The organism is Micromonospora sp. NBC_00389 (genome assembly GCF_036059255.1).
Lineage (GTDB): Bacteria > Actinomycetota > Actinomycetes > Mycobacteriales > Micromonosporaceae > Micromonospora.
Map to the genome: position 1 here is coordinate 4,933,183 of NZ_CP107947.1, position 12,797 is coordinate 4,945,979.

General features: G+C 68.2%; 12 protein-coding genes and 2 pseudogenes. 7 read left to right on the plus strand and 7 right to left on the minus strand.

Annotation, left to right across the window (positions count from 1 at the left end; translation table 11 throughout):
* Window positions 1-30: 30 nt before the first annotated feature.
* Complete coding sequence (locus tag OG470_RS23405; protein WP_328415463.1) at window positions 31-489, plus strand: carboxymuconolactone decarboxylase family protein; 459 nt, start codon at window positions 31-33, stop codon at window positions 487-489.
* 221 nt (window positions 490-710) lie between these two features.
* Window positions 711-1,586 (plus strand): annotated as a pseudogene (locus OG470_RS23410) (ISL3 family transposase); the annotation flags it as partial.
* Between the two features lie 61 nt (window positions 1,587-1,647).
* Here the strand turns inward: OG470_RS23410 and OG470_RS23415 are convergent.
* Window positions 1,648-4,380: a M14 family zinc carboxypeptidase gene (locus OG470_RS23415; protein WP_328415465.1), complete on the minus strand. Its 2,733-nt coding sequence runs from the start codon at window positions 4,378-4,380 to the stop codon at window positions 1,648-1,650.
* Window positions 4,381-4,636: 256 nt separating this feature from the next.
* Here OG470_RS23415 and OG470_RS23420 point away from each other — a divergent pair, with 256 nt between their 5' ends.
* The gene (locus tag OG470_RS23420; RefSeq protein WP_328415467.1) at window positions 4,637-5,032 is read left to right on the plus strand and encodes an effector-associated constant component EACC1; all 396 of its coding nucleotides are present in this window, start codon (window positions 4,637-4,639) and stop codon (window positions 5,030-5,032) included.
* 82 nt (window positions 5,033-5,114) lie between these two features.
* On the opposite strand, the gene OG470_RS23425 is transcribed toward OG470_RS23420, so the two are convergent.
* Complete coding sequence (locus tag OG470_RS23425) at window positions 5,115-6,458, minus strand: glycoside hydrolase family 18 protein (RefSeq protein WP_328415469.1); 1,344 nt, start codon at window positions 6,456-6,458, stop codon at window positions 5,115-5,117.
* Between the two features lie 143 nt (window positions 6,459-6,601).
* Here OG470_RS23425 and OG470_RS23430 point away from each other — a divergent pair, with 143 nt between their 5' ends.
* Window positions 6,602-7,486, plus strand: coding sequence for a bile acid:sodium symporter family protein (locus OG470_RS23430; protein ID WP_328415471.1), 885 nt, complete (start codon window positions 6,602-6,604; stop codon window positions 7,484-7,486).
* A gap of 50 nt (window positions 7,487-7,536) precedes the next feature.
* Here OG470_RS23430 and OG470_RS23435 read toward each other — a convergent pair whose 3' ends face one another.
* The 4 genes and pseudogenes from OG470_RS23435 to OG470_RS37360 all read right to left on the minus strand — a co-directional run bounded on the left by OG470_RS23435 (window position 7,537) and on the right by OG470_RS37360 (window position 10,758).
* The gene (locus OG470_RS23435; RefSeq protein WP_328415473.1) at window positions 7,537-7,956 is read right to left on the minus strand and encodes a PPOX class F420-dependent oxidoreductase; all 420 of its coding nucleotides are present in this window, start codon (window positions 7,954-7,956) and stop codon (window positions 7,537-7,539) included.
* A 936-nt stretch (window positions 7,957-8,892) separates the two neighbouring features.
* Window positions 8,893-9,509 (minus strand): annotated as a pseudogene (locus tag OG470_RS23440) (transposase family protein).
* A 143-nt stretch (window positions 9,510-9,652) separates the two neighbouring features.
* Window positions 9,653-10,186, minus strand: coding sequence for a hypothetical protein (locus tag OG470_RS23445; RefSeq protein WP_328415475.1), 534 nt, complete (start codon window positions 10,184-10,186; stop codon window positions 9,653-9,655).
* 65 nt (window positions 10,187-10,251) lie between these two features.
* Entirely contained in the window at window positions 10,252-10,758 is a 507-nt protein-coding gene (locus OG470_RS37360; protein WP_442930950.1) for an endonuclease domain-containing protein, read from the minus strand.
* 276 nt (window positions 10,759-11,034) lie between these two features.
* On the opposite strand from OG470_RS37360, the gene OG470_RS23450 reads away from it, so the two are divergent.
* From OG470_RS23450 to OG470_RS23460, 3 genes are read left to right on the plus strand one after another with little or no spacing between them, the layout of a single operon-like run.
* Complete coding sequence (locus tag OG470_RS23450; RefSeq protein ID WP_328415477.1) at window positions 11,035-11,358, plus strand: hypothetical protein; 324 nt, start codon at window positions 11,035-11,037, stop codon at window positions 11,356-11,358.
* 15 nt (window positions 11,359-11,373) lie between these two features.
* A complete protein-coding gene (locus OG470_RS23455; RefSeq protein WP_328415479.1) occupies window positions 11,374-11,823 on the plus strand; it encodes a hypothetical protein in 450 nt (149 codons plus the stop codon).
* Window positions 11,814-12,341, plus strand: coding sequence for a hypothetical protein (locus OG470_RS23460; RefSeq protein ID WP_328415481.1), 528 nt, complete (start codon window positions 11,814-11,816; stop codon window positions 12,339-12,341). The genes OG470_RS23455 and OG470_RS23460 overlap by 10 nt, the downstream gene beginning before the upstream one ends.
* Before the next feature lie 40 nt (window positions 12,342-12,381).
* Here the strand turns inward: OG470_RS23460 and OG470_RS23465 are convergent, their stop codons facing one another.
* A complete protein-coding gene (locus OG470_RS23465) occupies window positions 12,382-12,780 on the minus strand; it encodes a DUF4190 domain-containing protein (protein WP_328415483.1) in 399 nt (132 codons plus the stop codon).
* Window positions 12,781-12,797: the final 17 nt, after the last annotated feature.

Below are 12,797 nucleotides of genomic sequence, written 5' to 3' on the forward strand. Positions count from 1 at the left end.
GGTAACCCCGACCAAGGAGAGCACCCTGCCATGCAGAGCCGACTGAAGAACAAGAACACCAACAACCCCGACGTGTGGAAGGCGGTCGGGCACCTGCAGAAGGCGATCGCCGCTGGGGGCGTCGACCCGAAGCTGCTCGCGCTGGTCCATCTGCGCGCCAGCCAGATCAACAGCTGCTCGGCGTGCGTCTACGCCAGTGTCGCCGGGGGGAAGAAGGCCGGTGACACCGACGAGCGGCTGCACAACGTAGCGGCGTGGCGTGAGGCGCCGTTTTACACCGATGCGGAGCGCGCGGCACTGGCGCTGGCCGAGGCCGCCACCCGGCTGCAGGACGGCGCGGAGGGAGTCACCGACGAGATCTGGGAAGGGGTCAACGCCCATTTCACTGAGGAGCAGATCGGCGCGATCAACCTGGAGATCGCACTGACCAACTTCTTCAACCGGATCAACCGCACCATCAAGGAACCGGCCGGCCAGACCTGGGGCTGAGCCTCGGCGACCGGGCCCGTCGAAGGACTCCGGCGATCCCTCGACGGGCCTGATTCGTGGGGGAGCGTCGAACTTCTCCAGGAGTGGAACCTCGCCACGTCCTCCGCCGTCCATCCGGAAGACGTCGACGTGCCTGACGTTACCCCTCATGCGGGCTTCGCCTGCCCCGACCTGACCACGTTCTGCCGGCTCGACGAGCTCGGCCTTGAAGCTGTTGGGCAGCCGAGGGCAAGCGGGTGCTGATCGACGACGTCGGCCGGTTCGACAACGTGTTAGTCATCGGTGTCGATGAGCATGTGTGGCGCCACACCCGTCGCGGCGACAAGTACGTCACCGTGATCATCGACCTGACCGGCATCCGTGAGGGCACCGGCCCGGCCCGGCTGCTCGACATGGTCGAGGGCCGCTCCAAGCAGGCGTTCAAGACCTGGCTCGCCGAGCGCCCCGAAGCGTGGCGCGACGCGGTGGAGGTGGTCGCGATGGACGGATTCACTGGCTTCAAGACCGCCACCGCTGAGGAGCTGCCCGACGCCGTGGCGGTGATGGATCCCTTCCACGTCGTCCGCCTGGCCGGCGACGCCCTCGACCGGTGCCGTCGCCGGGTCCAGCAGGCCATCCACGGACATCGCGGCCGCAAGAGCGACCCGCTCTACTCCGCGCGCCGGACCCTGCACACCGGCGCGGACCTGCTCACCGACAAGCAGAAGGACCGACTGGCCGCCCTGTTCGCCGACGACGCCCATGTCGAGGTCGAGGCCACCTGGGGCATCTACCAGCGAATGATCGCCGCCTACCGCGAGGAGGACCGGCGTCGTGGCCGCGAGCTGATGACCAACCTGATCGAGTCGATCAGCCACGGCGTTCCGAAGGCACTCAGCGAGGTCATCACGCTGGGACGCACGCTGAAGAAGCGCGCCGTCGACGTCCTGGCCTACTTCGACCGGCCCGGCACATCCAACGGGCCGACCGAGGCCATCAACGGCCGGCTCGAGCACCTCCGCGGATCTGCGCTCGGGTTCCGCAGCCTGACCAACTACGTCGCCAGGTCACTGCTCGAGACCGGCGGCTTCAGACCGGCCCTACACCCTCGATCGTGAAGAGCCACGAAAGCGCCCGTCCCCAACGCGGGGACGGGCGCTTCGTCTTACAGGTCCGGCGTCAGCCCACCACGGACCGCAGCGGCACCTGGGCGTCGTGCAGGGCGCGTACCAGATCACCCAGGAACGGGTGTTCGTCGGCCTGGCGTCCCTCCGGGTTCGGGATCACCAGGTAGGCCGAGCCGCCCGCCTCGGACGACTGCGCGTCCGTGGTGAAACGCTCGACGATCGCGCGGGTGCGCGGCAGGTCCGTGGCCGCCACCTCGATGGTGGTCGGTCGCCACCCGCCGCCCAGCTCCGGCGTCACCGGTGCGGCTGCGGCGCTGGCGCGTGCGGCGTCGACCCCGGGCGAGCGCTGGGCGTCCGGCGCGGTGGTCGCGCCCGCGCCCGCCGGGTAGAGCAGCGCGTTGGCCACCAGGTGCAGACCATTCTCGTTGTACGCCCGGAAGAGCGGGTTGAACGCGAACAGCACCGCCCGACCCGCTCCGGTGGGCTCGTCGACCAGTGCGGCCGTCCCCTTCAGGGTGTCGCCGCCGACGGTGTAGCCGTTGGCCCAGAAGGTGTCACCCGTCGGGTAGCGGAGCACGTTGGTCCCGGTTGTGGTCGGGTTGAGGATCGGGTCGCTGTTGTTGAACTCGAAGTCCTCCGCCGGGCGGCCCAGCGCCACGGGGCTGTCGTGGTCGACGTCGACCCGCAGGTGTGAGCCGAGCACCTGGTAGCCGGCCGGTTTGGGCTTCTCGGTGGTGGAGGTGAGCCCGGCGGCCCGGGCCACCCGGGTGCCCTCGTTGCGCAGGCCGATGTAGGTGTGGCCCTGGGCGATCCAGTCGCGCAGGTTGGCCTGCCCGGTGGCGGTCAGACCGCCGGTGGGGCTGCTGCCGTCCGGCACCAGCAGCACGGTACGTCCGGTGAACGCCTCGGTGTTGTCGTTGATGTCGGCCGTGGTCACCGGCTTCAGGTCGAGCCCCCACCGCTTGCCGAGCACGTACCGGGCCTCGCCGTGCGAGCCGGACGTGGTGGAGATGCCGGTGCCCTGGAACAGCCCCACGTCCGGCAGGGCGAGTCGGGTGCCGGTGGCCCGCCCGCCCGGGGTGAGGGTCACCCCGAGTGATTCGGCCAGCTCGTCGACGTCGCGGCTCAGCTTGTTCGCCGGTAGGGCGACAGCGCTGGTGTTCAGGTCACGCACGAGCGGCACACCGCGGCCGAGCAGGGTGAAGGTGAGCTCCGCGGCAGCCGCCGAGTCCAGCGGGTACGTGTACGAGCCCCACGGCCACGCCGGCGCGGTCCGGCCTCCGGAGATTTTCCGGACCAGTTGGGCCTTCGGCTTGACGTTGTCGCCGGTGTAGATCGTGGACACGCCCATGAGCAGCGGGTTGCTCCAGGACGAGACGTCGTAGAAGTAGGGGAAGGGGGTGTACGGGTCCTCGCCCATGATCGACTGGATCCAGTGCTTCTGCGGCTGGTCCATCGGGATCCAGTACGCGCCCTTCGGCACGGTCACGTTGCTGGCCGACCGGCCGCCGAAGATCCGGGCGGTCGGCACTCGGGTCGGCTTCTGCACCTCGTAGACCTCGACGTCCATCCGGCGCAGCCGCTCGACGAGCTGGCGTACGTCGGCGAGCTGCCGGTCGGGCAGCAGGAAGTACGAGCGGATCTTGATGTCGGGCACCGGGAACTGCACCTCGTTGGTGGGCTCGACCACCTCGTTTGGCTCCAGCGTGCCCGCCCTGCCCTGGGCGAGAGCGTCGGTCCAGATGTCGAAGTAGTCGGTCAGCACCTCGTGCTTGTTTGCGGCGGCCCAACCGAGCGTCGCCCACTGGGTGTTGAACTGCTGCTGGACCCGGTCGGCCACCGCCGACGCGCTGCCCTTCTCGTACGTCATGCCGGCCGCACCGAACCCGGTGGTCGGCACGGTGTCGCCGTAGCCCATGAAGAACATGTCGTAGGTCGAGTAGTTGAAGTAGCACTCGGTGGCGTCGTCGTCGGCGCAGGCGCCGTTGTAGCCGAAGCCGGCCTTGTTGGCCTCGCCGATCCGGTTGATCCAGTCCACCGCCTCGCCGGCGATCTCGTGGTGGATCGGGTCGGCGTTGGGCGGGAAGAAGTACTGGCGGCCACTCATCTCGTGGGCGTCGATGAAGACCTGCGGCGGGTACCGGCGCAGGAGTTCGAGCTTGCCGTCGGTCTCCTGCTGGGTGCGGGCGAACCAGTCCCGGTTCATGTCGAAGCCGAACTCGTTCTGCCGCCGGGTGGCATCCCGGCCGTCCGGGTTCTGGGTCGGCACGATGATGGTGACCAGGTTGTCGTTGCGCTGGGCGACCGCGCAGGACAGGCCGGCGGCCAGCTCGTACAGCGTCTTGAGCGCGGCGTCGGTGCCGCTCTTCTCGCCGCCGTGCACGTTCGCGGTGACCCAGACGATGGCCGGGCTGTCCTTCGCCGTCCGGGCGGCCGTCCTCGCGCTGGTCCGGCGCGGGTCCCGCAGGTCGCGGACGTCGTCGGCGATCCTTCGCAGCTCCGACGGCCGCACGTTGCGCTCGTTGGACACCACCGCGTACGGCAGCGGCTGCCCGAGCACGCTGGTGGCCATCACACCGGTGACGACCCGGTCGGAGGCGCCGTCCACGGCCCCGAGGTATCCGCGCACCTCGTCGTTGGTGACGACCCGCTCCTGGCCGACCCCGAGCGGGAAACCGAGCACGGCCTCCGGAGTGGGCACCGTGCTCAGCCGGGCGGTCGGGTCGTTGCTGCAGGGGGAGGGCCGCGCGGCGCTCGCGGCCGTGCCGCTGAGCAGGGGAGTCATGCCGAGTAGGAGCGTGATCGCGGCGGCACTCGCCAGCCGCCTCGGGGGAACCGTCCAGAACGGACTTCTCGATCGGGCCATGTCTCGTGCTTCCCTTCTCGGGAAATGCCTCACAGTGGCCGGAGCCTATGAACCGTCGATACCCCGGTCAAGGCCTGATCGACTTCGGTGACTGCGTGGGATGCCGACACGGGCGACGGCTGGCAGGATGACGGGGGAACCCGCACTCGTTGTCCTCGCCCGGAAGGAGGAGACAATGCCGGCGTTTCTGGAGACGATCACGCTCTCGGTCCATCCGGATCTTCCGTCCGCCGACTCTCGGCGTTCTCTCGCGTCCTGGTTGCGGTCCGAGGCTCGACTTCGCGAAAAGGTGACGGCGCCGCGCGCCGCCGGTGCCACGACGCCGTCCGACGAGAGGTCGGCGGAGGGCACGGACGCGCTGCTGGTGGCCGTCGACAGCGGCGGAGTCGTCATGGTGCTGGTCCAGGCCATCGCCGGCTGGTTGACCCACCGCCGCGACGACGTGACGGTGAAGCTCACCGGCCCGGACGGATGGTCGGCCGAGCTGGATGTGCGCCGGGCTCGTGACATGGACGAGGTGACCGCGCTGATCGAGGCCGCGGTACGCGCGGTGGCACCCGCCCAGGGGTAGGCCGTCGCACGGACCACCGGCCCGCCGCCGGCCGAGGAATCGGTCGGCGACAGGCCGGGGGACTGCCGCAAGCGGGGTACGGCTACCAGGTCGTCAGCCCGAGGCCGATCGTCTTGGTCAACGTGGCGTTGTCGTCGTCGCCGTCCAAGGACCAGATCATGGCGCCACCCAGTCCGGCCCGCCGGATGTACAGCGTCTTCTGCAGCACGACCGCCGGGTCGTCGTACGTCCAGAGCGTCGTACCGTCGAACAACCAGGCGTGCCCGGCGCGGAGGTCGCGGTGCACGGTGAAGCCGTTGCCGGCCAGGGTCTTGAGCTTCTTGTAGTCCTCGTACCCGGCCTCGAAGGTGGCCGGCGCGGGGCCCGTGGCGGGCTGGAACAGACCATTGCCGCCCCCGGTGATGCCGGTCCAGCCCCGACCGTAGTACGGGATGCCCAGGACCAGCTTGTCGCGCGGCGCGCCACGGGTGATCCAGCCGTCGATCGCCACCTCGACAGAGAAGTCCGGGTTGTCCGGCGCGCCCGCCGGCACGCGCAGCGCCGACTGCTGGTTGGCCACCGCGTCCCAGCCGCCGTGGAAGTCGTACCCCTGCACCGTGGCGAAGTCCAGGTACTTGAAGATCTTGCGACCCTCGTACCCGGCGTCCATGGTCGCCGGGTTGGCCGGCAGGAACGCGGTCAGCGGGTGGTGCGCGCGGGTCTTGCGGCCGTACGCGTCGAGTTGCCGGCGGAACTCGGCGAGCAGCTTGGTGAAGTTCTCCCGGTCCTCCGGGCGGATGACGTTGCCCGGTTCACCGGCCCAGTTCGGCCATTCCCAGTCGAGGTCGATGCCGTCGAAGACGCCGGCGGCGGCACCCGGGCCACCCGCGCTCCCGTCCCCACCCGGCAGGTTGCCCTTCAGGTAGAGATCGATGCAGGAGGTGACGAACGCCTTGCGGGAGGCGTCGGTACGGGCGGCGTTCGAGAAGTACGTCGACCAGCTCCAGCCACCCAGCGAGATCAGCACCTTCAGGCCGGGGTGCTTGGCCTTCAGCTTGGCCAACTGGCCGAAGTTGCCGTTGAGCGCCTGACCCGGGCCGTCGGCGACTCCGTCGACGCTCTCCTCCGCCGGAACGGGACGCTGGTAGTCGGCCCAGGCGTCGCCCTCGCCCGGCCCACCGTCCACAAAGCAGCGTCCGTCTTCGCTGACGTTGCCGAAGGCGTAGTTGACGTGGGTGAGGCGGCTGGCCGCCCCGGAGGTGTCGAGCTTCTTGACCGGGAACGCCCGGCCGTAGATGCCCCACTGGGTGAAGTAGCCGACCCGGTGGTAACCGGCCCGGTGGTCAGGCTTGTCGCCCGCGCTCGCGGCGGTCGGCGGGGCGGCGGTGACCAGCATGGTCGCCAGGGCAACGATGGCGGTGAGGCGGCGGTGACGGAATTGTCGCATCGGCACTCCCACGAGGAATGGAGCGGAATTAGTAAAGACACTTATCTGATCGATGAAGTTAAGCCGACCACGGTCTGAGGTCAAGAGCCACCAGCCGCACGGGGGATTGTGGGGGCGTTACCCGGTGGTAACGATGTCGTGTCATGGACTCAGCCTTGACCCTGATCGGACTGCCCATCGCCCTCGGCATCATCATGCTCGGCCTGGGTCTCGGGCTGACCACTGAGGACTTCCGTCGGGTGGCTCAGCATCCCAGGGCCGCCGTCATCGCGTTGGTGTGCCAGGTGCTGGTGCTACCTGCGCTCTGCTTCGGGCTGGTCGTCGCCTTCGACCTGGCGCCGGAGCTGGCCGTCGGGATGATGCTGCTGGCCGCTTCGCCCGGTGGCACGACGGCCAATCTCTACAGCCACCTGTTCGGTGGGCACGTGGCCCTGAACATCACCCTCACCGCCATCAACTCGATAATCGCGGTGTTCACCCTGCCGATCCTGGTCAACCTGTCGGCGGCGTACTTCCTGCCCGACGGCAGGAGCATCGGCCTGCAGTTCGACAAGGTGCTGCAGGTGTTCGCCATCGTGCTCGTCCCGGTGGCGATCGGCATGCTGATCCGGGCTCGGGTACCCCGCGTCGCCGAGCGCCTGAACCGCCCGGTCCGGATTCTGTCCGTCGTCGTGCTCGTCGCGGTGATCACCGGCGCTGTGCTCGGCGAGCGCGAGAACATCGCCGACTACTTCGTCTCGGTCGGCCTCGCCGTGCTCGCGTTCAACCTGCTGAGCCTCGCCATCGGGTACGGGGTGCCGCGGCTGGCCGGGGTCGATCGAAGCGCCGCGACGGCGGCCGGGTTCGAGATCGGCATCCACAACAGCACCCTGGCCATCACGATCGCGCTCAGCCCGGCGCTGCTCGACAGCACCCAGATGGCGATCCCCGGGGCCGTCTACGGCATCGTCATGTTCTTCACCGCGGCGGCCTTCGGCTACCTGGTGACCCGAGTCGGCGCCCCGTCCGCCACCACCGTGCAGCCCTGACCGTGGGGTCGCTGGCCCGGCCGCCGGTGCCGCCGGCCGGGCCGCGTTGGTCAGCCGATCTGGTTGTTGTCCTTGAGCGCGCCCCAGCCGTGCCAGCGGTCGATCTCGATCAGGGCGCTGACCCGAGCGCGCTCCCGCCGTGGGTACGCATTTCCCGTGTAGTGCTGGGACAACCGGTCGATGTCCGCGAGGCCCTCGTCCGACCGCAGTTCGGCGACGTGCCCGATGATGCTGACGTGGGTGTACCAGCCGGCCTCGTCCAGCACGGTGAGTGAGACCCGAGGATCCTTCCGGACGTGGCCCAGGCGGCGACGGCCCTCGTCCATGTTCACCAGGATCCGGCCGTCCTCCCACAGGTACCAGGTGGCGGCGGACACCGGCTGACCCTCCGCCTGAAGAGTGGTCATGACGGCCGGGTTCGGCTTCTGGAGCATGGCAATCGCGGGCTCGGGCAGCGGTGGCTTGGACATGAAGTCTCCTCGTCGCGTCGGCGTTTTCCCCTGCACGTTACGCACCCGCCGGTCCCGATCGCGTTCGGATGGTTAGGTACATCGCGCGGAGTACCTCGTGGAGCGGATGTGCACCCCGGCTGGTGATTCGAACGGTCCCTGCCATGACCGGGAAACGTGCTTCGCTGCTCGCCAGTCGCCGCCTCTGGGCCGGTATGGCCGTCGTCCTCGTTGGCATCGTCTTCAACCCCGGGTGGTTCTTCGTCCCCCACACGTGTGGCTCGACGACCCCGGGTTCGTGCCGATGCCCGAGGTCTGCTGAGTTGTCGTGCCTCTGAGGGCCGCCATGGGGACATACGGCATGCTGATCGGGTGGAGTTCTGGAACGCACTCTCCCAGCCGCAGGCCGCGCTCGTCGCCGGCTTGATCGGGGCATGCGGGGCGTTGCTTGCTGGCCTCCTCGCGACCACGCTCACGCAGCTCTTGACCTTTCGAGGACAGGACAAACGGCGATGGGAGGAGGCCCGCCGATCGGCCTACGCGCGGGTCTACCGCGCAGTGATGGCTGCTTGGGATGCCTATGACGATGCCGGCGAGGAGCTTGAAGACGGGGAGACCGTCGGCGAGGCCCGTGCCGAGATTCGGGATGCCTACACGGAGGCAGCGCTACTGGTACGCCGGCAGAAGACCGACCGTGCACTCAATGATGTGTACGACGCGTCCTCGTATCTCTGGGCACGACGTGGGCGCGGTTGGCAGCAGGTCGAACGACACCTGCACGATGCGCAAAACCGCTTCCTGCAGGCGGTGCGGAAGGAGCTAAGGATGCCTGCTCTGAAGTGCGAGTCCTACGAGGATTACAAGGCGGCGTTCCACGGCAACGGCCGCTACAGCCCGCCGCGACCTAAAGGACGTCTCGTAACTCACCGAAGGTGTTGCCCCGCCCGGGCTGGCGGTTCAGCCGGCGAGGATGATGTTGTGGAGATGGGCGATGCCGGAAGCAGCGTCGGTCAATGTGTGGGCGGCGCGGCGGTAGTCGCGGAGGATCTTGAAGCACTTCATCCTGGCCAGGGCGTGTTCCACCTGTGCTCGGACGGTGCGGTGTTGCTTGTTCAGGTCGGCCTTCCACTCGGGCAGCTCGCTGCCGTCGGCTGGCTTGCGGTACGGGATGATCACCTCTGGGTTGCCGCGGTAGGCGCCGTCGGCCATGACCGGCCGTCCGGCCAGCTTCTGGTCGATGCCGCTGGTCCGGTAGACGATGGTGTCGTTGCGGTTGCCGGGTTGCGGGTCGCCGAGGGCCACGACGAGGCGGGTGTGGGCGTCGATGGCGACCTGCAGGTTCGTCGAGTAGCGGTAGGGCCGATCTGGCGCATCGTCAGGTTCGTGCGCCAGTACGCGGCGACCAGCAGCACCCGATCCGGCAGGTCGAGAGCCCACTGCCGGCCTGGCCGGCCGTCAGCGATCGCGACACCGCCACGCTCGGCGACCAAGTGGACCAGCCGGCGGAACTGGGCGGGCTGCAGTCCAGTGAACGGAAAGATCCACTCCGGGTGCCTCGCGGTGATCACCTGCACCCAGACATCCTCGATGATCGTCCTCAACAGACAGACGCCGGGGTTACGAGACGTCCCTTAGTGAAGCGGTCAGCGTTCTGCAGCCGACGGTAGCCCTGCCTCGATCGCCCGTGTCCGCGCGGTGCTCTGCTGCTGTAAGGAGGCTATTTCTCGGGCGAAGCGTTGCCCGGTACTAGGTCCTCTCTTGCCGCCGCTCTGAACCCCAAAATCGTTTCTGTCCAACGCTCGTCGCCATAAGCGGCTCCGGCAATCACCTCATCAACGAACGTCAGCACCGATGAAGCGTGATGCCGAACCGGTTGCGCGCTGATTAGCTGAATCATCGAGAACGCATCGAACAGGTCATTCCTTAATTCCCCAAGATTAGCGCCGATGACATCCGCAGGCTCTGTATTGCGTGCCCGAATTAGCATTCCTTGGCGAGCCTTACCTGCGGCAACTGCAAACGCCCCGTATGCTTCTCGTCGCTCACGATGCCAACGAAGCTGATCTTCTCGGTGCTCCGTGTCCCTGCGGAGCCGGATCTCGTGTTCGCGGGCCGCGGCAGTCTCGTCGCGCTGATACGCCAATGTCTTGCTCGTGTTACGCATGGCAAAGATTAGCCCACCTAGACCGACAGCCGTCGATCCTAATGCGGAAATAATGCCTGCGATGAAGGTGGCGGTTGGCTGGTCCATGCTGGCGCATCATCCTCGCGGTATGGACTGCAGCAACCACCTTATCGGGTAATTGACTCAGAATCTCAGAGCGCCACTGGCCATTGCACGTAGCCTCGTCCGACGTATGCCTCCGCCGAGATCAACCAGTCCATGTCCCGATCTGCCACCCGGGCCATGCCACGTTCGGCCCCTTGCGATCCACCCAAGTAGTGTTCTTGGCCGTTAGTGGGCCAGAACAGCGACAGTCTGCTGTTGCAGGTCGAGCAGACTAGACCACGAATACACCGACCGCAGGACCCCCTACCCGCGCAGCATTCGTGATCATGGTCGATCGCGAGGTAAGGGCTGTCAACACGGGACCGCTCGCTAGGGCACAGGGCGCAGTGGAGGTTTTGGCGGCGTAGCAGCCAGTCGTACTGCTCCTCTGTGATGCCGTGACGCTGGCGTAGGTACCTGTCCCTCACGGTACGAGCCGGTGTCGGAAAGACCTGCTTGGCCTGGCGTCGTAGGGGCGGCACTGACCAGGCTAGCCATTCGTCGTCGCTTGCCTCATGAAGGAGACGCTGGTACTGCTCGACGAGGTCGTCCATCTGGGCATGATAGAGCTATCGCCCAAGCGGCCCGGCCAGCACGGGGTGCAACCTACCGGTCGGGTACGTTCCCCCTAGTAGAGCGGTAGCTGTCAGTTCGTCGCCTCTGGAGCGGGCGGCTGGTACTGGTAGACCTCGGTGTCGTCAAGCCTGTCGGCCAGGACGTAGACGCACTCAACCGCGGGCTCCGCGGGGTCGTTCGGACCGACGTAAGAGCCGGTCTGAGGCAGCCTCACCACGGTCGGCTCACAGCGTCGTGCCGGCAACGCGCCGTCGTTGGCGGAAATGCCCGCTGCTAGTGGCCTCGATCTGGAGCTTCGCGCCGACCTTGCCGACGCCTTCGGCGAGAAGGAACCGGCGACACCTATTCCGACGTCCGCCCCGGTGGCCCGACGGAAGCCGATCCGCCAAGCCGCAGCCGACATCGCATCGTCGCCGGTGCGGACGGTAGCCGTCGCCTGCCGTCAGCACACCGCCGTGACGCTGGCCGTCACCGCACGCGGCCTCGTCCGGCGGCGGGCGACCGGTAGTCAGATCATCGAGGAAACTGCCGACTGGCAGTTTCCTGATGCGGTCGCGCCGTGGGTGCATGTCGGTTGACGTCCGGCACCCGAGGTGATCGTCACCGCCGACCTCGAAGGCTGGACGGTGGCGATCGCGGCCGTCGGGCACCACACGTCACTCGGCGTCCGCCACCGCGGTGACCAGCCCACCTGGTATCAGGTGACCGAGGACAGCGAGCTTGACCTCCTGCGTGGCGCGCTCGGCGTCGAGCTGCTCGGGGAGCACACGTTGGTGTCACTCGCCGCACACACGTCGGTACGGGACCTGCGCGGGCCAACCCTCCTGGGCGCCACCCCGCTTGCTCGGCGTGCCAGCCGGCAGGTCACCCGACTGCCCTTCGGTCAGCCCCGCCGGGCCACGATGTCCCCGGCCGCCGCCGTCGCGGCCGTCATGCCCGACACCACACCCACAGCCCCCGCCGCCGGTGCACAGATACCGGCCGCGTTGCTGACCGAACTACGTCAGCAGGCAATGAGCCGCCGGTCAGCGAAGTGGACCTGACCGTGGGCCTGAACGTGGAGGAGGAGTGGCGCCTCGCCAACGGCGACACCATGGCCGTCGCGTATCAGCTCGTGGCCGGGGAGACCGTCGGGTATCTCCGCGACGCCGTGACCGGCGAGCCGCTGCACCAGGCGAGTGTCTGTCGGCTGCACCACCTGGTGTGGCAGGTGGAGGTGTGCGCCACCTGCCTCACCGCCACCTGCCCCGCCTGCCCCGACCCCGTCAAGCCGTGTGTCCTGTGCGGTGGTCGGCTCTGCGGCCGGTGCGTGGCCTCGACCGACGGCCGCTGCCCCGCCTGCATTCAGCTGCGCAAGGTGAAGTTGCTGGATCGTGGCCGATTTGGAGTGTCGCTGCGGGGTGCGGCATGGCACGGGGTGGGGCCGCATGCCCAGGTGACCCTGCGGCGGGACAAGGGCCGATGGTCGTTGGAGCGGTGGGACAACGCTGGCCGGATCACGGCGCCTCTCGACGGCGACCGTCTGCTCATCATCCGCCAGATGATCGGCGACGCCGAGTGAGATGGCGGGCGCGAGGTCGCGCTGGGCGTGCGGCCTCGGTTCACGGGCTGGGCGTGGTCGAGGGGGTCGCCGCGCCGATCAGTCCGCCGAAGAAGACCATCATCGTGAGCATGATCATGGGGGCGACGAAGACGTACCCGAGGACCAGGCCGGCGACCGCCATGCCGCGCCCGGACTTCATGTTGTTGCGGGTGTCGTGCAGGCCGACGTGGCCGAGGACGACGGCGAGCAGGCACGGCACCCCGAACAGGCACCACCCGCCGATCACGCCGAGGATCCCCAACACCAGCGACGCGACGGCCAGGCCGGAGGTGGGTGGGGCGTGCACGACGATGTGCGCCGGCGGATAAGCGATCGGCAGGTACGGGCCGGGGCTGGCCGGCGGGGCCGATGCCGGCAACGCCGCCCGGTTCGGGTCATAGCCGGGGTGGTAACTCATGGTCACTCCTGTACGGG

Bases quoted from the DNA above. Each gene is read 5' to 3' on its own strand.
- OG470_RS23465 (WP_328415483.1), bottom strand. From the start codon at position 12,780: ATGAGTTACCACCCCGGCTATGACCCGAACCGGGCGGCGTTGCCGGCA.
- OG470_RS23405 (WP_328415463.1), top strand. From the start codon at position 31: ATGCAGAGCCGACTGAAGAACAAGAACACCAACAACCCCGACGTGTGG.
- OG470_RS23435 (WP_328415473.1), bottom strand. From the start codon at position 7,956: ATGTCCAAGCCACCGCTGCCCGAGCCCGCGATTGCCATGCTCCAGAAG.
- OG470_RS23415 (WP_328415465.1), bottom strand. From the start codon at position 4,380: ATGACTCCCCTGCTCAGCGGCACGGCCGCGAGCGCCGCGCGGCCCTCC.
- OG470_RS37360 (WP_442930950.1), bottom strand. From the start codon at position 10,758: ATGGACGACCTCGTCGAGCAGTACCAGCGTCTCCTTCATGAGGCAAGC.
- OG470_RS23420 (WP_328415467.1), top strand. From the start codon at position 4,637: ATGCCGGCGTTTCTGGAGACGATCACGCTCTCGGTCCATCCGGATCTT.
- OG470_RS23445 (WP_328415475.1), bottom strand. From the start codon at position 10,186: ATGGACCAGCCAACCGCCACCTTCATCGCAGGCATTATTTCCGCATTA.
- OG470_RS23425 (WP_328415469.1), bottom strand. From the start codon at position 6,458: ATGCGACAATTCCGTCACCGCCGCCTCACCGCCATCGTTGCCCTGGCG.
- OG470_RS23430 (WP_328415471.1), top strand. From the start codon at position 6,602: ATGGACTCAGCCTTGACCCTGATCGGACTGCCCATCGCCCTCGGCATC.